Source organism: Escherichia sp. S10b (assembly GCF_028421345.1).
In the GTDB taxonomy this organism is placed as follows: domain Bacteria; phylum Pseudomonadota; class Gammaproteobacteria; order Enterobacterales; family Enterobacteriaceae; genus ECMA0423.
The window spans coordinates 73114-95566 of record NZ_JAHZSO010000156.1; the positions used below are offsets into that span (position 1 = coordinate 73114).

18 protein-coding genes are annotated in these 22453 nt (G+C 50.2%); 9 read left to right on the forward strand and 9 right to left on the reverse strand.

Annotated elements, in window-relative coordinates; all coding sequences use genetic code 11:
* Nucleotides 1–99: 99 nt before the first annotated feature.
* The 4 genes from ttcA to nifJ form a co-directional block, all read right to left on the reverse strand.
* Complete coding sequence (gene ttcA / locus FTE26_RS09820) at nucleotides 100–1035, reverse strand: tRNA 2-thiocytidine(32) synthetase TtcA (protein ID WP_000081418.1); 936 nt, start codon at nucleotides 1033–1035, stop codon at nucleotides 100–102.
* 175 nt (nucleotides 1036–1210) lie between these two features.
* A complete protein-coding gene (gene uspF, locus FTE26_RS09825) occupies nucleotides 1211–1645 on the reverse strand; it encodes a universal stress protein UspF (protein ID WP_001082294.1) in 435 nt (144 codons plus the stop codon).
* 140 nt (nucleotides 1646–1785) lie between these two features.
* Nucleotides 1786–2919, reverse strand: a complete 1134-nt coding sequence (gene ompN, locus FTE26_RS09830; protein ID WP_000837909.1) for a porin OmpN — start codon at nucleotides 2917–2919, stop codon at nucleotides 1786–1788.
* A gap of 366 nt (nucleotides 2920–3285) precedes the next feature.
* Nucleotides 3286–6810: a pyruvate:ferredoxin (flavodoxin) oxidoreductase gene (nifJ, locus tag FTE26_RS09835; RefSeq protein WP_000628158.1), complete on the reverse strand. Its 3525-nt coding sequence runs from the start codon at nucleotides 6808–6810 to the stop codon at nucleotides 3286–3288.
* 273 nt (nucleotides 6811–7083) lie between these two features.
* On the opposite strand from nifJ, the gene FTE26_RS09840 reads away from it, so the two are divergent.
* Nucleotides 7084–7350 (forward strand): putative hemolysin, encoded by a 267-nt coding sequence (locus FTE26_RS09840; RefSeq protein ID WP_001295715.1) that lies wholly within the window; start codon nucleotides 7084–7086, stop codon nucleotides 7348–7350.
* Here the strand turns inward: FTE26_RS09840 and hslJ are convergent.
* Complete coding sequence (hslJ, locus tag FTE26_RS09845; RefSeq protein ID WP_001299385.1) at nucleotides 7347–7769, reverse strand: heat shock protein HslJ; 423 nt, start codon at nucleotides 7767–7769, stop codon at nucleotides 7347–7349. The two genes, FTE26_RS09840 and hslJ, sit on opposite strands and share 4 nt — an antisense overlap.
* Before the next feature lie 110 nt (nucleotides 7770–7879).
* A complete protein-coding gene (gene ldhA, locus FTE26_RS09850) occupies nucleotides 7880–8869 on the reverse strand; it encodes a D-lactate dehydrogenase (protein WP_000762229.1) in 990 nt (329 codons plus the stop codon).
* Between the two features lie 207 nt (nucleotides 8870–9076).
* Here ldhA and FTE26_RS09855 point away from each other — a divergent pair, with 207 nt between their 5' ends.
* From FTE26_RS09855 to FTE26_RS09865, 3 genes are read left to right on the forward strand one after another with little or no spacing between them, the layout of a single operon-like run.
* Nucleotides 9077–11716 (forward strand): YdbH family protein, encoded by a 2640-nt coding sequence (locus tag FTE26_RS09855; RefSeq protein WP_000900972.1) that lies wholly within the window; start codon nucleotides 9077–9079, stop codon nucleotides 11714–11716.
* Nucleotides 11713–11898 carry a YnbE family lipoprotein gene (locus tag FTE26_RS09860; RefSeq protein ID WP_000698141.1) on the forward strand — a complete coding sequence of 62 codons (186 nt, stop codon included), beginning with the start codon at nucleotides 11713–11715 and terminating at the stop codon, nucleotides 11896–11898. Before FTE26_RS09855 ends, FTE26_RS09860 begins: the two co-directional genes overlap by 4 nt.
* 4 nt (nucleotides 11899–11902) lie before the next feature.
* Nucleotides 11903–12232, forward strand: a complete 330-nt coding sequence (locus FTE26_RS09865) for a YdbL family protein (RefSeq protein WP_001325798.1) — start codon at nucleotides 11903–11905, stop codon at nucleotides 12230–12232.
* A 171-nt stretch (nucleotides 12233–12403) separates the two neighbouring features.
* Here FTE26_RS09865 and feaR read toward each other — a convergent pair whose 3' ends face one another.
* Nucleotides 12404–13309: a transcriptional regulator FeaR gene (gene feaR / locus FTE26_RS09870; RefSeq protein WP_001067491.1), complete on the reverse strand. Its 906-nt coding sequence runs from the start codon at nucleotides 13307–13309 to the stop codon at nucleotides 12404–12406.
* A gap of 235 nt (nucleotides 13310–13544) precedes the next feature.
* Between feaR and feaB the strand changes: the two genes are divergently transcribed.
* Nucleotides 13545–15044, forward strand: a complete 1500-nt coding sequence (gene feaB, locus FTE26_RS09875) for a phenylacetaldehyde dehydrogenase (protein ID WP_000138615.1) — start codon at nucleotides 13545–13547, stop codon at nucleotides 15042–15044.
* A gap of 57 nt (nucleotides 15045–15101) precedes the next feature.
* Here the strand turns inward: feaB and tynA are convergent, their stop codons facing one another.
* Nucleotides 15102–17375, reverse strand: a complete 2274-nt coding sequence (tynA, locus tag FTE26_RS09880; RefSeq protein ID WP_000535473.1) for a primary-amine oxidase — start codon at nucleotides 17373–17375, stop codon at nucleotides 15102–15104.
* A gap of 247 nt (nucleotides 17376–17622) precedes the next feature.
* Nucleotides 17623–19668 (reverse strand): phenylacetic acid degradation bifunctional protein PaaZ, encoded by a 2046-nt coding sequence (paaZ, locus tag FTE26_RS09885; RefSeq protein WP_001186506.1) that lies wholly within the window; start codon nucleotides 19666–19668, stop codon nucleotides 17623–17625.
* Nucleotides 19669–19952: 284 nt separating this feature from the next.
* Between paaZ and paaA the strand changes: the two genes are divergently transcribed.
* From paaA to paaD, 4 genes are read left to right on the forward strand one after another with little or no spacing between them, the layout of a single operon-like run.
* Entirely contained in the window at nucleotides 19953–20882 is a 930-nt protein-coding gene (gene paaA / locus FTE26_RS09890; RefSeq protein WP_000191067.1) for a 1,2-phenylacetyl-CoA epoxidase subunit PaaA, read from the forward strand.
* A gap of 11 nt (nucleotides 20883–20893) precedes the next feature.
* On the forward strand, nucleotides 20894–21181 hold the full coding sequence (paaB, locus tag FTE26_RS09895) for a 1,2-phenylacetyl-CoA epoxidase subunit PaaB (protein WP_000073393.1): 288 nt from the start codon (nucleotides 20894–20896) through the stop codon (nucleotides 21179–21181).
* An 8-nt stretch (nucleotides 21182–21189) separates the two neighbouring features.
* The gene (paaC, locus tag FTE26_RS09900; RefSeq protein ID WP_001072831.1) at nucleotides 21190–21936 is read left to right on the forward strand and encodes a 1,2-phenylacetyl-CoA epoxidase subunit PaaC; all 747 of its coding nucleotides are present in this window, start codon (nucleotides 21190–21192) and stop codon (nucleotides 21934–21936) included.
* Between the two features lie 14 nt (nucleotides 21937–21950).
* Complete coding sequence (paaD, locus tag FTE26_RS09905) at nucleotides 21951–22448, forward strand: 1,2-phenylacetyl-CoA epoxidase subunit PaaD (RefSeq protein WP_001189197.1); 498 nt, start codon at nucleotides 21951–21953, stop codon at nucleotides 22446–22448.
* Nucleotides 22449–22453 lie beyond the last annotated feature (5 nt).

Consider the following 22453-nt stretch of genomic DNA (forward strand, 5'->3'; position numbering starts at 1 on the left):
AAACATCTTATGCGGGATTGCCGGATGCGACGCTGGCCGCGTCTTATCCGGCCTCCATAAGAGTAGCCCGATACGCTTGCGAATCGGGCGCTATCCTGGTTATTTCACTTCAACCACATTCAGCCGTAACTCATCCAACTGATTTTCATCTTCTTCTGGCTGCCAGCCCGCCGGTTGTAGTGGGATCTCTTCGCGATCAAACGCCAGATCACCCCCGTTAACCACTTCAGAACCGTGGGTAATGCCTTTGAAATCGAACAGGTTGGTATCGCACAGATGCGACGGCACCACATTCTGCATCGCGCTGAACATCGTCTCGATACGCCCTGGATAACGTTTATCCCAGTCACGCAACATGTCAGCAATCACCTGACGTTGCAGGTTAGGCTGTGAACCGCACAGGTTGCACGGAATAATCGGGAACGCTTTTGCATCGGCAAATCGCTGAATATCTTTCTCGCGGCAGTAGGCCAGCGGACGAATAACGATATGTTTGCCATCATCGCTCATCAGTTTCGGAGGCATACCTTTCATCTTGCCGCCGTAGAACATATTTAAGAACAACGTTTGCAGGATATCGTCACGATGGTGACCCAACGCGATCTTCGTCGCCCCCAGTTCCGTTGCGGTACGATAAAGGATACCGCGACGAAGGCGAGAACACAGTGAGCAAGTGGTTTTGCCCTCTGGAATCTTCTCTTTCACGATACCGTAAGTATTCTCTTCAACAATCTTGTACTCAACGCCCAGCTTTTCAAGATACTCGGGCAGAACGTGTTCCGGGAAGCCCGGTTGCTTTTGATCGAGGTTAACAGCCACCAGCGAAAAATTGATTGGCGCGCTTTGCTGCAAATTGCGCAGAATCTCCAGCATGGTATAGCTGTCTTTACCCCCGGAGAGGCAAACCATGATGCGATCGCCTTCTTCAATCATATTGAAGTCAGCAATGGCTTCGCCCACGTTACGACGCAGACGTTTTTGTAATTTGTTCAGGTTGTATTGTTCTTTCTTACTAATTTCTTGATTTTGCGACATTTAAAAGCGACTCAATTCGTTATATGGCATCAGAAGAGTATGCGTCATGCCGGAACGCCCAGCATAAGAAATCTGATATAAAAACTGTGGCGTGTATGGTACGGATTAGAGGGGAAAATGTCAGCACATTTGCGAAATGAATCAAAAAGCCCGCAGCAATGTGCGGGCGTTAGTGTCAGCGCACAACCAGCACGGAGCACTCTGCGTGACGCACTACAGCTGCGGCGTTGGAACCGAGCAGATAAGTGGTGATATCCGGTCGATGGGAAGCAATGATGATCATATGAGCGGGGATCTTCTTCGCCATTTCCAGAATGCGGTCTTTGGGCGAGCCTTCCTCAACATGGACATGCACTCTGTCGGTTGGCAGTTTAAATTTTTTAATGATCTCTTCCAGTTGCGATTTGGCTTCCGCTTTCAGGTCATCCATTGCCGGTAATTCTGCGGAATACGCTAAACCCAGAGAGGCATAGTAGGGCAGTGAAGGTATTACCGTCAGGAAATGAACCTCTGCATCATCAATCTTTGCCTCTGCCTCAACGTGGCTAATCACGCGTTGAGTTAATTCTGAATCGGAAATATCGATAGGGACAAGAATCGTTCTGTTCATAAAACCTCCTGTTTTAGTATCCGCATAAAGTGTAACGCCAGATGACACTTTTTGTGTAATGACGGAGTTCACATTTTTAATTTAGATCAAAGGAGGAAGAATAAGCAGAAAAAGCCCGCCATAACAGCGGGCAGGAGGATTTAGAACTGATAAACCAGACCTAAAGCGACAATATCATCGGTAGAGATGCCATTGGCAGCGTAGAAACTGTCATCTTCATCCAACAGGTTGATTTTATAGTCAACATAAGTGGACATGTTTTTATTGAAATAGTAAGTCGCGCCAACATCGGCGTATTTAACCAGATCTTTATCATCAACACCTGCCGGGTTGTCTGCACCACCGGCAGCGTGCAGGTCACGGCCTTTAGACATCAGGAAAGAGACTGCCGGACGCAGACCAAAATCAAACTGGTACTGTGCAGTGACTTCAAAGTTCTGGGTTTTGTTTGCAACAGCATAATCGCTGTCGCCAAACGGGGTCATATTACGCGTTTCTGAATACATGGTTGCCAGGTAAATATTGTTAGCATCGTATTTTAGCCCAGCAGTCCACGCGTCTGCTTTATCACCACCCGCCGCAGTATGGTTAACCTGATCATTGGTGCGGTCAGAAGAGGTGTATGCCGCACCAGCGCTAAAGCCCATGCCTAAATCATATGTTGTGGAAAGACCCCAGCCGTCACCGTTTTCATGGCGAACATCACGTCCGTTGTTGGTGCCTTCCTGACCATTACTGGCACCTTCGTTGTTACCTTGATACTGCACCGCGAAGTTCAGACCATTTATCAGACCGAAGAAATCAGTATTACGATAAGTCGCGACGCCATTGGCTCGACCAGTCATAAAGTTGTCTGCATTGGTATAAGAGTCACCGCCAAATTCAGGCAGCATATCGGTCCAGCCTTCGATGTCGTACATTACGCCATAATTACGTCCGTAATCGAAAGAACCGTAATCTGCAAATTTCAGCCCGGCAAATGCCAGACGGGTCCATGACTGGTTTTTTGAAGATTCAGTGTTGTTTGCCTGAATATTGTATTCCCATTGACCGTAGCCAGTGAGTTGATCGTTAATTTGGGTTTCGCCTTTAAAACCCAGACGCGCATAGCTCTGGTCGCCATCTTTCGCCGAATTATCAGAAAAATAATGCAGGCCATCAACTTTGCCATACAGATCTAATTTGTTGCCGTCTTTATTATAAACTTCGGCTGCATGTGCAGCACCTGCGGCGAGCAGGGCAGGAATTAAAAGTGCCAGTACTTTGCTTTTCATTGAATAAATCCTTTAGTTATTTTATTTGCCTTTTATCCCCATTTCGGGGAGTGAAAACATCCTAAAGGAGAAGTTCAGTTAGCCGATAAATATCATTTGTTACGCCTTAAGTAAAACCTTAATCAAATAATTCCTCTGAAATGATAATAAGTTTGGTGAATGTATCGAAGATAATACATACAAAATAAAAATTATACTTTTAATTTGCTATACGTTATTCTGCGCGGGTTATATGCCTTTATTGTCACAGATTTTATTTTCTGTTGGGCCATTGCATTGCCACTGATTTTCCAACATATAAAAAGACAAGCCCGAACAGTCGTCCGGGCTTTTTTTTTAGAATTGGATAATCCTTATCCAGAGCATTTAATCGGTGTTGCTTTTTTCCGCTTTTCCGGCCATTTGTGCCAGGAAGTCATAGCGTTTTTGCAAATCAGCTGCAGCATCTTTCCATAACTGTTCTGCCACTTCTGGCTGCTGCGAATTCAGACGACGGAAACGTTGCTCGTGAAGTAACGTTTCTTCCAGTGCTTCTGACGGCGGGCGTGAATCCAGCGCCAGCGGCAGTTTGCCTTCATCGGCACGACGAGGATCGAAGCGATATAGCGGCCAGAAGCCGGTAGCTGTGAGTTGGCGCATCTGGTCATGGCTGAGTGCCAGATCGTAACCATGCTCTTCACACGGGCTATAAGCAATGATCAGCGATGGCCCCGGATACGCTTCCGCTTCCTGAATCGCTTTCACCGTCTGGTTCAGCTGCGCGCCGAGAGAAATCTGCGCCACATAAACATGACCGTACATCATCATACTGACGCCAAGATCTTTACGCGCTTTACGTTTGCCGTGCTCGCCGAACTTAGTTACTGCACCCAGCGGTGTCGCTTTCGACGCCTGACCACCGGTGTTGGAATAGCATTGCGTATCCAGCACCAGAATGTTGACGTTTTCCGTCAAACTCAATACATGATCCAGACCGCCAAAGCCGATATCGTAAGCCCAGCCGTCGCCACCAATCAGCCAGATTGATTTTTCCACCAGTGCATCTGCGTCACGCAGCAGTTCATGTGCTTCGGCAACATCGTTGAGTTGCTGGCGTAAAGCTGCGACCTGTTCTCGACGAACCTCTGGCGTAGCGTCTGATTTCAACGCTGTCAGTAATTCCGCCGGGATTTTATCGGCAAATTGATCCAGCAGACGCAGCACGCGGACACGGTGTTGATCGACCGTCAGGCGGAAACCAAGGCCAAATTCGGCATTATCTTCAAATAGAGAGTTCGCCCATGCCGGCCCACGACCGTTGGCATCGGTGGTATACGGTGTAGAGGGCAGGTTACCGCCATAAATTGAAGAACAGCCGGTGGCGTTAGCGATCAACATCCGGTCGCCATAGAGCTGAGTCAGTAATTTAATATACGGCGTCTCGCCACAACCGGAGCAAGCACCTGAATATTCAAACAGCGGTGTAATCAGCTGCGATGTACGAATATCAATACGTTCCAGTTTGCTACGGTCGATTTCTGGCAGGTTGAGGAAGAAATCGTAATTGATTTTCTCTTCTTCGACATGTTCCAGGCGCGACATCATATTGATGGCTTTAATCTCTGGATTCTGACGGTCTTTCGCCGGGCAAACTTCGACGCACAGGTTACAACCGGTGCAATCTTCCGGAGCCACCTGCAAGACATATTTCTGCCCGCGCATATCACGCGATTTCACATCCAGCGAATGCAGGCTGGCAGGGGCGTTTTCCATCGCTTCAGGCGGTACCACTTTTGCGCGAATAGCTGAGTGTGGGCAAGCGGCGACGCAGTGGTTACATTGGGTACAGAGTTCCTCTTTCCAGATGGGGATCTCTTCGGCGATATTGCGTTTTTCCCAGCGAGTGGTGCCCATCGGCCAGGTGCCGTCTGGCGGCAGCGCCGAAACGGGGAGGGCATCACCAAGCCCTGCGAGCATCGCTGCGGTTACGGTTTTCACGAAATCAGGGGCGGCATCGGAAACCACTGGCGGTCGATTGGCGCTGTGCGGATTTACCGGTTGCAACGGAACTTCTTCTACGGATTCACGCGCCAGCGCCAGAGCCTGCCAGTTGCGTTCCACCAGATCCTGGCCTTTGCTACTGTAACTTTTGGCAATCGCACCCTGCAATTCTGCGAGGGCGCTATCGCCAGGCAGAATTTGCGTCAGATGGAAAAAAGCCATCTGCATGACGGTATTAATACGGGCCGCCAGGCCACATTCGCGGGCGATTTTCGCCGCGTTAATCACATAGAAGCGCGCTTTTTTCTGATTTAGCACGGCCTGAACTTCCTGCGGCAAGCGCGACCACACTTCATCTGCGCTGTACGGCGTGTTGAGCAGGAAAATGCCGCCAGGTTTTAAACGCTCAGCCATCTGATATTTATCGATAAACTGCAACTGGTGGCAGCCAACAAAATCAGCCTGGGAAATGAGATAAGCGGAACGAATCGGCTGTTCGCTCACGCGAAGGTGAGAAACCGTCAGGCCGCCCGCCTTTTTGGAGTCGTAAACAAAATAGCCCTGTGCGTACCACGGCGTGGAATTACCGATAATCTTGATATTGTTTTTGGTCGCGGAAACGCTGCCATCACTACCAAGGCCATAAAACAAGGCTTCCAGTTTCGCCGAGTTTGGCAGGGTGTTTTCCGGCAACGGCAGTGACAGATTGGTCACATCATCGTAAATACCAACCGTAAAGCGCGCTTTCGGTTTAGCCGCGTTGAGCTCGGCAAATACCGCCAGTACACAGTCCGGGCCAAATTCTTTGGATGAAAGACCATAGCGCCCACCAATGACACGGGGCAGAGTTTCGCGCTCGCCATTATTAAAGGCTTCTGCCAGTGCGGTCATTACATCCAGATAGAGCGGTTCTGCCTGGGCACCGGGTTCTTTGGTTCTGTCCAGTACCGCCACGCTGCGTACGGATCCCGGCAGAGCTTGCAGCAAGTGTTTGGCGGAGAAGGGACGGTACAGGCGAACTTTCAGCACGCCAACTTTTTCGCCACGGGTTAGCAATTCATCAACCACTTCTTCACAGGTGCCAATGGCAGAGCCCATCAGGATAATCACCCGTTCCGCTTGCGGATGCCCGTAATATTCAAACGGCTGATACTGACGACCTGTCGCGGCAGAGAAATCATTCATCGCCTGTTCAACATGGTCATAGACCGCGTCGTACCATGGGTTGGTGGCTTCGCGAGACTGGAAATAAGTGTCAGGATTGGCGGACGTACCGCGGATCACCGGATGTTCCGGGTTGAGCGCCCGGGCGCGATGAGCATCAATTTCGGCCTGCGGCATGAGATCAAGAATAGTGTCATCGGCCAGCGGGACAATTTTATTGATTTCGTGGGACGTGCGGAAACCATCAAAGAAATGAATAAATGGCACGCGGCTCTTCAGCGTTGCGATGTGCGAAATGAGAGCAAAATCTTGCGCTTCCTGGACGTTAGCCGCACACAACATCGCGCAACCCGTCTGGCGCACCGCCATAACGTCGGAATGATCGCCAAAAATAGAAAGTGCATGTGTGGCAACGGTACGTGCCGCTACATGCAGGACAAATGGCGTCAGTTCGCCTGCCAGTTTGTACAGCGTCGGGATCATCAGCAGCAAACCCTGCGATGACGTAAACGATGTTGAAAGGGCACCCGTCTGCAAAGCGCCATGCACGGTAGCGATAGCACCCGCTTCCGACTGCATTTCAACTACGCGTGGTGTGTCTCCCCAAACGTTCTTTAAGCCGTTTCCGGCCCAGGCATCAGCCTGTTCTGCCATCGTGGAACTGGGGGTAATAGGGTAGATGGCGATAACTTCACTGGTGCGAAACGCCACCGAAGCAACCGCGCCATTACCGTCAATAGTAATCATATGACACCCTTACATTGCGCAAATGAGGGGCGCACGAAATTGCTGCGCGCCCAGTAGTAATCCTTCAATTTTAGCAAATGGCTTTCTTCTGCATTTTCGCTTTTGTGTCCCCCACATCAGCGTAATGAATGTTTTGATCAAACAGAGGGCAAAAAAATAGCCATAAAAAAGTAAAAATGCGGGGCAACGCGCAGGACAGCTCTCGACGTCGCCCTCTGTGCTGCCTATTATTTATGGCGGTGTCGTTTGGCTTGAAGATCAGAGGAAGAAAAGATGCGAGCAGCGTTTTGGGTAGGGTGTGCCGCTTTATTGTTGTCGGCGTGTAGTAGTGAACCTGTTCAGCAGGCGACTGCGGCGCACGTAGCGCCAGGTTTAAAAGCGTCGATGTCCAGTAGTGGAGAAGCAAATTGTGCAATGATCGGCGGTTCGCTTTCTGTTGCCCGTCAACTGGATGGTACGGCGATTGGGATGTGTGCATTACCCAACGGCAAACGCTGTAGTGAACAGTCACTTGCCGCCGGGAGCTGTGGCAGCTATTAATTCATTAAATCCGCCAGCTTATAAGTTAATGTCTGTTTCGCGGTCGCCAGCGTTAACTGGTTCGCGGTCAGATCCACTTGTGCACCTTCTTTCAGCATTTCGCTAATGGTGTTATCGAGTTCATTAAGCTGCGGGTTAGCGCACATCATACGGGTCATTGCCAGCCCTTTGGCTGTCAGTTCACCATTAGACAGTTTGCCTTCACCGCTAAAGCGGTTACACATGCTGCCGGAAATCATCATTTTTTCACCAAAGCTGATTTCTGGCGGATTTTTATCGTTGGTCACGGGCTTACCGTTTACGCTTTCCAGCACAAAACGATGATGCTGTAACTGTTCTGGCGTTACAGCAATTTTGTCATTACTTACACATCCCGCCATCAGCAGGCTTAGCGCAACGAGCGCGGCTACTTTCTTCATTGTGGTTCTCAATTACAGTTTCTGACTCAGGGCTATTTTAAGAATAGAGGATGAAAGGTCATTGGGGATTATCTGAATCAGCTCCCCTGGAATGCAGGGGAGCGGCAAGATTAAACCAGTTCGTTCGGGCAGGTTTCGCCTTTTTCCAGATTGCTTAAGTTTTGCAGCGTAGTCTGAGAAATACTGGTCAGAGCTTCTGCTGTCAGGAATGCCTGGTGCCCGGTAAATAGCACGTTGTGGCAGGCAGACAGGCGACGGAATACGTCATCCTGAATTACGTCGTTGGATTTATCTTCAAAGAATAGATCGCGTTCGTTCTCATACACGTCCATACCCAACGAACCAATTTTCTGATTTTTCAGCGCTTCAATTGCTGCCTGAGAATCAATCAATGCACCGCGACTGGTATTGACGATCATCACGCCATTTTTCATCTGATCGAAGGCGGCTTCGTTCAACAGATGGTAGTTTTCCGGTGTCAGCGGGCAGTGCAGAGAGATAACGTCTGATTCAGAGAACAGGGTTGGCAGATCGACATACTCCACACCGAGTTCCAGCGCCGCTGCACTTGGATACGGATCGAACGCCAGCAGACGCATACCAAAACCTTTCAGAATGCGCAGCATCGCCACACCGATTTTACCGGTACCGATAACGCCTGCCGTTTTGCCATACATAGTAAAGCCGGTCAGACCTTCCAGAGAGAAGTTAGCGTCACGGGTACGCTGATACGCGCGGTGAATACGGCGGTTCAGCGTCATCATCATACCGATGGCGTGTTCAGCAACGGCCTCTGGATCATAGGCTGGAACACGGACTACTTTCAGCCCCAGTTCTTTTGCCGCGTCAAGGTCGACGTTATTGAAACCGGCACAGCGCAGGGCGATATATTTAACGCCGTGCTTTTTCAGCTCTTCCAGCACCGGGCGGCTGCCGTCATCGTTTACGAAAATACATACCGCTTCGCAGCCATTGGCAGTTTTAGCGGTTTTTTCCGTCAGCAGAAAGTCAAAAAATTCCAGCTCAAAGCCAAAGGACTCGTTCACCTGTTGCAGGTACTTCTTGTCGTACTGTTTTGTGCTATAAACGGCGAGTTTCATAAGACTTTCTCCAGTGATGTTGAATCACATTTAAGCTACTAAAAATATTTTACAAAATTTCAAATATAATTGAAAGCTATGGCGATATTGAAAAATTCATCAACAACTATGCTTAGTGTAGGCGCAACCTTCAACTGAACGGTTAAACATGCCACAATACCCGTATTGAATGCTTAATTTTTCGCTAAATCAGGATATTAACTACCCATGCTGGGTAAATATAAAGCCGTTCTCGCGCTGTTATTACTGATTATTCTTGTGCCGTTGACGCTGCTGATGACGCTCGGGCTGTGGGTTCCCACGCTGGCGGGCATCTGGCTACCGCTCGGGACACGTATTGCATTAGATGAAAGCCCACGCATTACGCGTAAAGGTTTAATCATTCCCGATCTCCGTTATCTGGTGGGAGATTGTCAGCTTGCGCATATCACCAACGCCAGCCTTTCACATCCCAGCCGCTGGTTATTGAACGTCGGCACGGTAGAACTTGATTCTGCTTGTCTGGCGAAATTGCCGCAGACGGAGCAATCGCCAGCTGCTCCAAAAACCCTCGCGCAGTGGCAGTCCATGCTGCCTAACACCTGGATCAATATCGATAAACTGATTTTTTCTCCCTGGCAGGAATGGCAGGGAAAACTCTCTCTCGCATTAACCTCTGATATCCAGCAACTGCGTTATCAGGGCGAAAAAGTTAAATTTCAAGGCCAGCTGAAAGGGCAACAACTTACAGTCAGCGAACTGGATGTCGTCGCGTTTGAAAATCAGCCGCCGGTTAAACTGGTGGGGGAATTTACTATGCCGCTCGTGCCGGATGGACTTCCTGTAAGTGGGCATGCTACTGCGACGTTAAACTTGCCGCAGGAACCGTCACTGGTGGATGCAGAGCTGGACTGGCAGGAAAATAGCGGGCAATTGATTGTGCTGGCACGGGATAACGGCGATCCGTTGCTCGATTTGCCGTGGCAAATTACTCGTCAACAATTGACCGTAAGCGATGGTCGCTGGAGTTGGCCGTATGCAGGTTTTCCTTTGAGTGGCCGACTGGGTGTCAAAGTCGACAACTGGCAGGCAGGGCTTGAGAACGCTCTGATCAGCGGACGACTGAGTGTGCTGACCCAGGGGCAAGCGGGTAAAGGCAACGCGGTGCTAAATTTTGGCCCAGGAAAATTAAGCATGGATAACAGTCAGCTGCCTCTGCAACTGACCGGTGAAGCGAAACAGGCGGACCTCATTTTATATGCCCGTTTACCTGCGCAGCTAAGCGGAAGTCTGACTGACCCAACGTTGGCCTTTGAGCCAGGCGCGTTATTACGTTCGAAGGGAAGAGTCATCGATTCGCTGGACATCGATGAAATCCGCTGGCCTTTAGCGGGTGTAAAAGTCACCCAACGTGGTGTTGACGGACGTTTGCAGGCCATTTTGCAGGCGCATGAAAATGAACTGGGCGATTTCGTGCTGCATATGGATGGGCTGGCGAATGATTTTCTCCCTGACGCGGGCCGCTGGCAGTGGCGCTACTGGGGAAAAGGCAGTTTTACACCGATGAATGCCACCTGGGATGTCGCAGGAAAAGGTGAATGGCATGACAGCACGATTACGCTGACCGACCTCTCCACCGGTTTCGACCAGTTACAATACGGTACGATGACGGTAGAAAAGCCGCGATTAATTCTCGACAAGCCCGTCGTCTGGGTACGTGACGCACAGCATCCCTCCTTCAGCGGCGCGCTGTCACTGGACGCCGGGCAAACGCTGTTCACTGGCGGCAGTGTGTTACCGCCATCAACCTTAAAATTTAGCGTCGATGGGCGCGATCCGACGTATTTCCTCTTTAAAGGCGATTTACATGCTGGTGAGATTGGCCCGGTTCGGGTAAATGGTCGCTGGGACGGTATTCGTCTGCGCGGTAACGCCTGGTGGCCAAAACAATCACTGACTGTATTCCAGCCGCTGGTGCCACCCGACTGGAAGATGAACTTACGCGATGGTGAACTGTATGCTCAGGTTGCATTTTCTGCTGCGCCTGAACAAGGATTCCGCGCGGGAGGACACGGCGTGTTGAAAGGCGGTAGTGCCTGGATGCCAGATAATCAGGTTAACGGTGTCGATTTTGTCCTGCCTTTCCGTTTTGCCGATGGAGCCTGGCATCTGGGGACTCGCGGCCCCGTTACGTTGCGAATTGCCGAAGTGATTAATCTGGTGACAGCGAAAAATATTACGGCTGATTTGCAAGGGCGTTATCCGTGGACTGAAGAAGAACCCTTGCTGTTGACTGATGTTAGCGTCGATGTGTTAGGCGGTAACGTACTGATGAAACAATTACGTATGCCGCAACATGACCCGGCGCTGTTGCGGCTGAATAATCTCTCATCCAGCGAACTGGTTAGCGCCGTCAATCCGAAACAATTCGCCATGTCCGGGGCATTTAGTGGTGCATTGCCGTTATGGCTAAACAACGAAAAATGGATAGTGAAAGATGGTTGGCTGGCAAATAGCGGGCCAATGACCTTGCGGCTGGATAAAGACACCGCAGATGCGGTGGTGAAAGACAATATGACTGCGGGTTCAGCAATTAACTGGTTGCGCTATATGGAAATTAGCCGGTCATCGACAAAAATTAACTTAGATAATCTCGGTTTATTAACCATGCAGGCCAACATTACAGGTACCAGTCGCGTTGATGGTAAAAGCGGTACGGTAAACCTTAATTACCATCATGAAGAGAATATTTTTACGCTGTGGCGCAGTTTACGCTTTGGCGATAATCTCCAGGCATGGTTGGAGCAGAACGCACGTCTGCCGGGAAATGACTGTCCGCAAGGAAAAGAGTGTGAGGAAAAACAATGAAAATTTTACTGGCTGCGTTGACGTCATCTTTTATGCTGGCTGCCTGTACGCCGCGTATTGAAGTCGCTGCGCCCAAGGAACCGATCACTATCAATATGAACGTTAAAATTGAGCATGAGATCATCATCAAGGCAGACAAAGATGTCGAAGAGCTGCTTGAAACTCGTAGCGATCTTTTCTGAGGCGATGATGAAGAAAACATTACTTCTTTGTGCGTTTCTTGTTGGGCTGGTAAGCAGCAATGTAATGGCATTGACTCTGGATGAAGCCAGAACTCAGGGGCGGGTAGGTGAAACATTTTATGGTTATCTGGTTGCGCTGAAAACGGATGCTGAAACAGAGAAATTAGTAACCGACATTAATGCCGAACGTAAAGCGAGTTACCAACAACTGGCAAAGCAAAATAATGTGTCTGTAGATGATATCGCGAAACTCGCCGGGCAAAAGCTCGTAGCTCGGGCCAAACCGGGGGAATATGTACAAGGGATAAACGGTAAATGGGTGCGAAAATTTTAATAGCAAAACCGCAATATCGGGATAACGCTACAGGAGAAAGCGATTGATCTATTTTCCTGAAACAAGGTGAATATTCAAAAACTCCTGTCAAATTGCCTTTCGCCCTGAAAAATGCATAGTCAAATATCTGTTTTAACTAATTGGCGTTGCAGTACACACAACGCCAATTAGTTAGCGGAATTTACGTCGATACTCGCCTGGCGTCATCCCAAAGCGTTGCTTAAATACCGTTGAAAAATGACTCTGGTCAGAAAATCCCCAATGAAAGCCGATGCCTGCCAGTTTTTCATCATCTGCGGCATGGCGAATCGCATCTGCACAAAAATCGAGACGACGGTTACGAATATATTGCGCGACCACCAAACCTTTATCGGCAAACATTCGGTACAAACTACGTACTGACATACCTGTCTCTCCGGCTATCCACTCCGGGCGTAATATCTCTTCGCGAATATTATCGTCTATCAACGTAACCACTTTTTGAAACTGACGTTCACGACGAGGTTGAACAGATTCCCGCTGATGAAGTACCGGGCGCAGCAGACACACCATCGCCTGTAGCGCAGCTTCACTTTCTGTTTCAGAAAGTGCCGGATTATTCATGCTCTCCTGTAACAGGCGATGACTGAGTTGCACCATGGGTAAGTCAGCGTCCAGTCTTTCTGCGCAGACAGGTTTTTGATGGGGAAAATATTGTTCCAGCAGAGTGCGTGGCAAAAGTAATGAAATCTGTTTAGAAGACTCCTGCCAGTAAAGCGAACAGGGGCGTGAGGCATCGAGTAACGTAATATCGCCAGCGCCAATCTGCACCTGACGCTCATCCTGCTCCATTATTGCCTGACCACTAAGCTGAAAAACGGTGTAAAACCAGGCATCGTCGCTGCCTTTTACCTCCTGCCAGGTGCGGGATAAATTCACCCCGCTGGTTGTCACGGTACTCAGCTTTAGTCCTTTGGCAAAATGCGTGTCCAGTACACCCGTGTAACGCTCAGTCAGCAGGCGTCCGGTAAAATTTCCGCATACCTGATTGATTTGGGAAAGCCATTGCTGAAACTCATTATCCATTGCGGGGTTCATGGCACGTTTTCGCTCTGTGAAATGTATTTTTATTGTTGCATTTGTGTTGCAATAAACGAAGCTAATGAGCCTGACTATAGGAAATAAGTCTTGTCAGGCATAGAGACATAAGCGGTTATTGTCACGATTTGCGGAGCTTGTCACAGCTGACAAAGCGAATGTCACAGCGAAAAAAGTGACTTTTCTTGTCGCTGCGTACACTGAAATCACACTGGGTAAATAATAAGGAAAAGTGATGACAGAGCCGCATGTAGCAGTATTAAGCCAGGTCCAACAGTTTCTCGATCGTCAACACGGTCTTTATATTGATGGTCGTCCTGGCCCCGCACAAAGTGAAAAACGGTTGGCGATCTTTGATCCGGCCACCGGGCAAGAAATTGCGTCTACTGCTGATGCCAACGAAGCGGATGTAGATAACGCAGTCATGTCTGCCTGGCGGGCCTTTGTCTCGCGTCGCTGGGCCGGGCGATTACCCGCAGAGCGTGAACGTATTCTGCTACGTTTTGCCGATCTGGTGGAACAGCACAGTGAGGAGCTGGCGCAACTGGAAACCCTGGAGCAAGGCAAGTCAATTGCCATTTCCCGTGCTTTTGAAGTGGGCTGTACGCTGAACTGGATGCGTTATACCGCCGGGTTAACGACCAAAATCGCGGGTAAAACGCTGGACTTGTCGATTCCCTTACCCCAGGGGGCGCGTTATCAGGCCTGGACGCGTAAAGAGCCGGTTGGCGTAGTGGCGGGAATTGTGCCATGGAACTTTCCGTTGATGATTGGTATGTGGAAGGTGATGCCAGCACTGGCAGCAGGCTGTTCAATCGTGATTAAGCCTTCGGAAACCACGCCACTGACGATGTTGCGCGTGGCGGAACTGGCCAGCGAGGCTGGTATCCCTGATGGCGTTTTTAATGTCGTCACCGGGTCAGGTGCTGTATGCGGCGCGGCCCTGACGTCACATCCTCATGTTGCGAAAATCAGTTTTACCGGTTCAACCGCGACGGGAAAAGGTATTGCCAGAACTGCTGCTGATCACTTAACGCGTGTAACGCTGGAACTGGGCGGTAAAAACCCGGCAATTGTATTAAAAGATGCTGATCCGCAATGGGTTATTGAAGGCTTGATGACCGGAAGCTTCCTGAATCAAGGGCAAGTATGCGCCGCCAGTTCGCGAATTTATATTGAAGCGCCGTTGTTTGACACGCTGGTTAGTGGATTTGAGCAGGCGGTAAAATCGTTGCAAGTGGGACCGGGGATGTCACCTGTTGCACAGATTAACCCTTTGGTTTCTCGTGCGCACTGCGACAAAGTGTGTTCATTCCTCGACGATGCGCAGGCACAGCAAGCAGAGCTGATTCGCGGGTCGAATGGACCAGCCGGAGAGGGGTATTATGTTGCGCCAACGCTGGTGGTAAATCCCGATGCTAAATTGCGCTTAACTCGTGAAGAGGTGTTTGGTCCGGTGGTAAACCTGGTGCGAGTAGCGGATGGAGAAGAGGCGTTACAACTGGCAAACGACACGGAATATGGCTTAACTGCCAGTGTCTGGACGCAAAATCTCTCCCAGGCTCTGGAATATAGCGATCGCTTACAGGCAGGGACGGTGTGGGTAAACAGCCATACCTTAATTGACGCTAACTTACCGTTTGGTGGGATGAAGCAGTCAGGAACGGGCCGTGATTTTGGCCCCGACTGGCTGGACGGTTGGTGTGAAACTAAGTCGGTGTGTGTACGGTATTAATCTGGTTCGCTCATAAGTAAAAAACGGCACCTGGTGCCGTTTTTTTGTCTGAAACAATCACTTATCTTTCTTCAGCGCCCCTAGCGTTGGCGTTTCGTCAAAGAAGTTCCATGGTTTAAGCAGAGTATGTACCCATTCGGTCGGCATAATCGGCCACTCTTCGGCGCGGGCCACATGTGTGGTGCCGGTGGTCATCCAGACAACGGCGTCGGTGTTGTCCAGCGACTCGTTATCTTTACTGTATTGTCCAAGACCGGTGTCATGAGTAGAACGGTTCGGATATTTGCCTTCCGGGAAACGCTCGCCAGGATGATAACGCGTTACCCAAAGCTGCTTGTCCATAAAGCTTAAACGATGATAGATCCACTCGTCCGGCGCGAACTGGGCACCTTTTGCTACCGGGTGAGTACCACCTGCATAAGGAATAATTTGATAGGAAACTGGATTGCCCATGCGGTTCTCTTTGTTCGGGTTACTCAACAGACGAATCGTGCCCGGATCAAACTTCTGCGCGGCATCCTGTTCATTGCCGATGTTGTACTGATTAACTTGCATGGTACTGGTGCGTGGGCCACCGGCAGTATTCGGTTTTACCACTGGGTCCATCGCCACCAGGCTGTTATTCTCGCCATCTACATCCAGATCGAGGCGGAAATTATAAATATGTTGGTGTGTAGTACCCACGATATTGTGATCGATAAGCGTGCCGTAGCGCGTGTCATCTTTCGCCGTCTCATCGTGCATGGTTTTCGCTTTAACACCTTTCACCGCTTCGATGCCCGTAGCACCGGCATCAATGCCAATAGTGCCGTTTTCATGGAAGATCCAGTCAAAAATGTAGTCATAGTTACCCACTGTACTGATCCAGCGCACCACTAACTCCCGGCGTTCGGTACTGACGTTGGGCTGGCCCATTTCCTGATGCTTATACTCCGGCCCGGCATAACGTTCAAATACCGCGATAGCGCGAGGGATCTCCATCGGCACGCCAGTGTAGTCGGCGATGGTTTCATTAAGGAGCACTGCGTTAGACGGGGCATCTTTACCACGAGCAATTGGTGAGGTTAGCGTGCCCATACCGTAGTCACCAGAGTCCAGATACGCTTTAAAGTACCAGCCAATATCAGGATCACCGTAAGGCACAATCATGCCGCCGAGAGAACCTTCGTACATGACTTTGCGTTTGGTGCCATTGTCGTTATAAGTCACGGTGGAGATCATCGGCCCGACGCGAGAGTTCATGCTGAGGTGAAAATCCCAGTTCCGCCAGTGAATCATATCGCCAGTAATGGTGTAATTTTTACCTTCAGGCTCAATGATTTGCATAGGCTTAACTGCCGGAGCAACGCGGTCACGGCTATCAAATGGGCGTGCGGTCATTGGCACCGGAACTACCGGACCTTCTTCAATCTTAACGATTTTTTTCTGTTCTAAATCAACGACCGCCACCAGGTTTTCGATGGGATGTGCCCAGTAGTTGCCATCACCGACATCAAGATAGCTGATGACTTTGAGCAACCGGGCATCTTGTTTCAGGCCATCTTTACCATCGAAATAACCTACGGTCAGCGGCGTGGTAATCACTTTTTTCGCATCAGTAATACCGCGTTTCTTCACGGCAGCGGCAAATTCTTCACTGTTGTTAATAATGTTCTGCACACTGGCGAAATCATCCAGCAACACCATACCGTGGGCGTCTTTAATGGGTTGCCAGGAGAGCAGTTTGTTGTTTTGCAGATCCACCACCGCTTCGATGATATGTTTGCCGTCGAGCATAATGACGTCGGCTTTGCGCGGCTGGTCAACCGGTTTGTTTTCCAGCGCAAACGCCCAGACAGCTTCTTTATCTGGCGGTAGCAGGGAGATCTCAGTAAAACGGGTATTGGGTTTGAAGTCCGCGGAAGCTTTAACAATTTCAACGGCCTGTTTAATTTCGTCCGCAGTTAGCGCATTAAGTGGGTGAGGGCGCTTTTCTACCTGAAAGGTTTGATCCAGCCCGGACTGGAAAACATCGTTAATAAAGGTGTCAGAAACCCAGGCTTTATTGTCTTTCATCACTACCGGTACTTGCAGTGCCAGAGGCTGACCATTAACAATTGCTGTTTGCGCACCAGGCTTCACTTTCACGTACGCGCCATCTTTAATCAGGGTAAAGAGCTGGGCGTAGTCGTCCCACTGCACATCGGCACCAAATTCTTTAAGCGTTTTATCCATTGGCACCATATGCGCTTCACCACCGTGGGCAAATACCGGCGCTTGCCAGGCGAAACTTAAGGCGACTGCCAACGCCAGGGTTGTTTTACGGGCAGAATACAGAGAGGGGCTTCCCATTATTAACCTCGTCAGATGTTGTGTTCTTGTTAGCAACCGCGCTCTGTGGGCGGTTTAGTCAGGTTCACATTATCAGTACTGATGCAAAGGGGATTGCCTGCACCTGCCAGGTTGTTTGGCAGGTGTGCCAGCTTTTCATACAGTGGATGCCCTGAAAATAGATGTACACATCATGCATAATGTGACAACGTCACAAAATTTAGTGAAATAAAAGGGCAACTATTCGCCGTTGCCCTTCATTCACCGATTAATCGACAAAATCACCGTGCTGCCTGGCCACCAGCGTCAGAATTGAATACAGCGCCACCGGGGTTTGATGCTGATTGAATACCTCTACCGCCCATTCCACCACACCTGTTGGTTTTTCTTCTGCGCTACGCTGTTTTTTCAGCGTCTTGCGCTTACAGGTGAGACGCACCTGGATGGTATCGCCTGGCTTTACGGGTTCGATAAAGCGCAAGTTTTCCAGCCCATAATTAGCAATGACCGGACCGACACCGGCATCGACAAACAGACCCGCAGCCGCAGAAAGCACAAAATACCCATGCACCACACGCTCACCGAAAATAGATTCGGCAGCAGCAATCTTATCCATATGCGCATAGAAATGATCGCCGCTGAGGCAAGCAAAGTTAACAATATCGGCCTCTGTCATTGTGCGGCGGGGAGTCAGCAGGCTGTCGCCTGGTTGTAGCTCCTCAAAATATTTGCGGAACGGATGAATACGATCTTCTTCGACTTTCGCACCGCGCACCCACTGTTTACTGATAGCGGCAAGCATCGTCGGACTACCCTGAACAGCGGTTCGCTGCATGTAATGTTTCACCGCTCGTAAACCACCTAATTCTTCACCGCCTCCTGCGCGACCAGGCCCACCATGTAACAGTTGTGGCAGTGGGGAGCCATGCCCGGTGGATTCTTTTGCCGATTCTTCATTGAGGATCTGAATTCGCCCATGCGTACGTGCCGCGTCGGCAATAAACTGACGCGCAATTTGCGGATCAGCCGTCACCAGCGTTCCCGCAAGGCTACCGCCGCCTGCACAAGCCAGTTGCAGAGCATGTTGCTGGTTTTGTGCTGGCATCAGTGTTGCGACAGGGCCAAAGGCTTCTGTTGCATGTACCGCCGGTGTTTCATCCGGCTGCGGACAGTACAATAAGGTTGGCGGGAAGAAGGCACCCGCAGCAGATAAATCCGCCTGACCACCGAGGCGAATCTCGCATCCTGCAGCCAGCAATATGTTCACTTTTTCCTGCACATCGGCACGCTGCTCAGCATTTACCAGTGCGCCCATTTTCACGCCTTCCTGAGCAGGATCACCGACCACGACTTTCTGTAATCGCGCAACCAGAGCATCACTGACAGCATTAACCAATGCCTGCGGCACAATAATCCGCCGGATTGCCGTACATTTTTGCCCGGCTTTTGTGGTCATCTCACGCACAACTTCACGAATAAACAGCGCAAACTCCGGTTGATCCGGGGTGACATCTTCGCCCAGTACGCAGCAGTTCAGGGAATCAGCTTCCATAGTGAAGGGGATAGATTTGGCGACGATATTTGGCTGAACTCGCAGCATCTGTCCGGTCGCCGCTGACCCCGTGAAAGTCACCACATCCTGGCTGTCCAGATGATCCAACAAGTCGCCAGCACTACCGCAGATCAGACTAATTGCGCCTTCGGGAACAAGACCACTATCGACAATTGATTTCACCATCGCCTGAGTCAGTTGGGCCGTCGCGGTAGCTGGTTTGATGATGGCTGGCATTCCGCCCAGCCACGTTGGTGCCAGCTTTTCCAGCATTCCCCAGCAGGGGAAGTTAAAGGCGTTAATATGCACTGCCACGCCTGACTTTGAGGTCAGTAAATGGCGCGCGGCAAATCCACCTTCTTTCGATAAGGGGATCAATTCATCTTCCGGCCACAGCGTATCGTCAGGCAGCTCCCGGCTACCGAGGCTGGCGTAAGTAAATAACGTCCCAATGCCACCTTCAATATCAACCCAACTGTCTGACCGCGTTGCGCCTGTTTGCGCAGAAAGAGCATAGAAACGCTCTTTTTCACTCAGCAGATGTTTAGCGACCACTTTAAGCATCGCCGCACGTTCGATAAAGGTCATCGCGCGGAGGGCGGGGGCACCTTTTTCAATGGCAAACTGGCGGGCAGCCGCCATATCAAGACCTTCACTGGTCACTTCCCATAACGCCTCGCCGCTAATAGCGTGGTGAATCAAACGGCTACGGCCCCGGCCAGACTGCCAGGTACCGGATAAGAAACTGGCTAACTGCTGCATCGCTACTCTCCAGATGTTTCACATTTCTGTTGCTAATAGTTAAATCGCGAATCATAAAAAGCAAGGGATCTTTTAACGAAATGTTAACTATGCGATCTGTATAGCAACTGCGGAAAACATTAATGCACTGATAAATAATGATTTATAAAAATAGGGTGCGAAATCCGTCACAGTTCAAGCATACAAAATTTGTGATTTTAGTTAACTATTGTGTAACTTTCATAAAACAATGTGATTCGTGTTTTTAATTAATTCACGAAAACTGGAATCGTAAAGGTGATGATGTGACCCAAGAAGAACGCTTTGAGCAACGGATAGCCCAGGAAACGGCTATCGAGCCACAGGACTGGATGCCCGATGCTTACCGAAAGACACTGATCCGCCAGATTGGGCAGCATGCGCACTCCGAGATTGTTGGTATGTTGCCTGAAGGTAACTGGATCACTCGCGCACCAACCTTGCGGCGTAAAGCCATTCTGTTGGCCAAAGTGCAGGATGAAGCCGGTCATGGTCTGTATCTCTATAGCGCCGCCGAAACACTGGGCTGCGCCAGAGAAGACATCTACCAAAAAATGCTCGACGGACGGATGAAATATTCCTCCATCTTTAATTATCCGACATTGAGTTGGGCTGATATCGGCGTTATCGGCTGGCTGGTGGATGGCGCAGCGATCGTCAATCAGGTGGCGTTATGTCGCACTTCTTATGGCCCGTATGCCAGAGCAATGGTGAAAATCTGCAAAGAAGAGAGTTTTCACCAGCGTCAGGGGTTTGAAGCCTGCATGGCACTCGCGCAGGGCAGCGAAGCTCAAAAGCAGATGTTGCAAGACGCCATTAACCGTTTCTGGTGGCCAGCCTTAATGATGTTCGGGCCAAACGATGATAACTCGCCAAACAGCGCCAGAAGTCTCGCCTGGAAAATCAAACGTTTCACCAACGACGAACTCCGCCAGCGTTTCGTGGATAACACCATTCCACAGGTTGAAATGCTCGGTATGACCGTTCCTGACCCGGATCTGCATTTTGACACTGAAAGCGGTCACTACCGCTTTGGTGAGATCGACTGGCAGGAGTTTAACGAAGTAATTAACGGTCGCGGAATTTGTAATCAGGAGCGGCTTGACGCCAAACGTAAAGCCTGGGAAGAAGGTACCTGGGTACGGGAAGCAGCGCTGGCCCATGCACAAAAACAACTTGCCCGTAAGGTCGCATAAGGAGATTCAAAATGAGTAATGTTTACTGGCCGTTATACGAAGTTTTCGTGCGTGGCAAACAGGGCTTATCACACCGCCATGTTGGCAGTTTACATGCTGCCGATGAGCGGATGGCACTGGAAAATGCCCGTGATGCTTACACCCGTCGTAGCGAAGGATGTTCAATTTGGGTGGTGAAGGCGAGTGAAATTGTTGCCTCGCAACCGGAAGAACGCGGTGAATTTTTTGATCCGGCTGAAAGCAAGGTCTATCGCCATCCAACGTTTTACACCATCCCTGATGGCATTGAGCACATGTGAGGTCGGAAATGAATCAGTTAACGGCTTACACCTTGCGCCTGGGCGATAACTGTCTGGTGCTCTCCCAGCGGTTGGGGGAATGGTGCGGTCACGCACCGGAACTGGAAATCGATCTCGCACTGGCAAACATTGGCCTCGATTTATTAGGTCAGGCACGTAACTTCTTATCGTATGCCGCTGAATTAGCGGGAGAAGGTGATGAAGATACCCTGGCCTTCACCCGAGACGAGCGCCAGTTCAGCAACTTATTGTTGGTTGAACAACCAAACGGCAATTTTGCCGACACCATTGCACGCCAGTATTTCATCGATGCATGGCATGTGGCGCTCTTTACCCGTCTGATGGAAAGCCGTGATCCGCAACTGGCGGCGATTTCTGCCAAAGCAATTAAAGAAGCGCGTTATCACCTGCGTTTTAGTCGTGGCTGGCTGGAGCGACTGGGCAATGGTACTGACGTATCAGGGCAAAAGATGCAGCAGGCCATCGACAAGTTGTGGCGTTTTACTGCCGAACTGTTCGATGCCGACGAGATTGATATTGCACTGAGTGAAGAGGGTATTGCGGTTGATCCACGCACTTTACGCGCAGCGTGGGAAGCCGAAGTTTTTGCCGGAATCAACGAAGCCACATTGAACGTACCGCAAGAGCAGGCGTATCGCACTGGCGGTAAAAAAGGACTGCATACCGAACACCTTGGACCCATGCTAGCAGAAATGCAGTATCTCCAGCGTGTCTTGCCCGGTCAGCAATGGTAACAGAGGAGATGGGTATGCAACGTCTGGCCACCATTGCACCGCCACAGGTTCATGAGATATGGGCGCTACTCAGCCAGATCCCGGACCCGGAGATCCCGGTGCTGACCATTACCGATTTAGGCATGGTGCGTAATGTGACACAGATGGGAGAAGGATGGGTGATCGGCTTTACGCCGACTTATTCCGGTTGTCCGGCAACGGAACATTTGATTGGCGCGATACGTGAGGCAATGACAACCCACGGGTTTACCCCCGTTCAGGTTGTGCTGCAACTCGACCCGGCATGGACCACCGACTGGATGACCCCCGATGCCCGTGAGCGTCTGCGACAGTATGGCATTAGCCCGCCCGCCGGACACAGTTGCCATGCCCATTTGCCGCCAGAAGTACGTTGCCCGCGCTGCGCCAGCGTCCATACCACACTTATCAGTGAATTTGGTTCCACGGCCTGCAAAGCATTGTATCGCTGCGATAGTTGCCGCGAACCTTTCGATTATTTCAAATGTATTTGAGGATG

Coding starts and splice junctions, on each gene's coding strand:
- ttcA (WP_000081418.1), bottom strand. CDS start 1,035: ATGTCGCAAAATCAAGAAATTAGTAAGAAAGAACAATACAACCTGAAC.
- uspF (WP_001082294.1), bottom strand. CDS start 1,645: ATGAACAGAACGATTCTTGTCCCTATCGATATTTCCGATTCAGAATTA.
- ompN (WP_000837909.1), bottom strand. CDS start 2,919: ATGAAAAGCAAAGTACTGGCACTTTTAATTCCTGCCCTGCTCGCCGCA.
- nifJ (WP_000628158.1), bottom strand. CDS start 6,810: ATGATTACTATTGACGGTAATGGCGCGGTTGCTTCGGTGGCGTTTCGC.
- FTE26_RS09840 (WP_001295715.1), top strand. CDS start 7,084: ATGCGAGCAGCGTTTTGGGTAGGGTGTGCCGCTTTATTGTTGTCGGCG.
- hslJ (WP_001299385.1), bottom strand. CDS start 7,769: ATGAAGAAAGTAGCCGCGCTCGTTGCGCTAAGCCTGCTGATGGCGGGA.
- ldhA (WP_000762229.1), bottom strand. CDS start 8,869: ATGAAACTCGCCGTTTATAGCACAAAACAGTACGACAAGAAGTACCTG.
- FTE26_RS09855 (WP_000900972.1), top strand. CDS start 9,077: ATGCTGGGTAAATATAAAGCCGTTCTCGCGCTGTTATTACTGATTATT.
- FTE26_RS09860 (WP_000698141.1), top strand. CDS start 11,713: ATGAAAATTTTACTGGCTGCGTTGACGTCATCTTTTATGCTGGCTGCC.
- FTE26_RS09865 (WP_001325798.1), top strand. CDS start 11,903: ATGATGAAGAAAACATTACTTCTTTGTGCGTTTCTTGTTGGGCTGGTA.
- feaR (WP_001067491.1), bottom strand. CDS start 13,309: ATGAACCCCGCAATGGATAATGAGTTTCAGCAATGGCTTTCCCAAATC.
- feaB (WP_000138615.1), top strand. CDS start 13,545: ATGACAGAGCCGCATGTAGCAGTATTAAGCCAGGTCCAACAGTTTCTC.
- tynA (WP_000535473.1), bottom strand. CDS start 17,375: ATGGGAAGCCCCTCTCTGTATTCTGCCCGTAAAACAACCCTGGCGTTG.
- paaZ (WP_001186506.1), bottom strand. CDS start 19,668: ATGCAGCAGTTAGCCAGTTTCTTATCCGGTACCTGGCAGTCTGGCCGG.
- paaB (WP_000073393.1), top strand. CDS start 20,894: ATGAGTAATGTTTACTGGCCGTTATACGAAGTTTTCGTGCGTGGCAAA.
- paaC (WP_001072831.1), top strand. CDS start 21,190: ATGAATCAGTTAACGGCTTACACCTTGCGCCTGGGCGATAACTGTCTG.
- paaD (WP_001189197.1), top strand. CDS start 21,951: ATGCAACGTCTGGCCACCATTGCACCGCCACAGGTTCATGAGATATGG.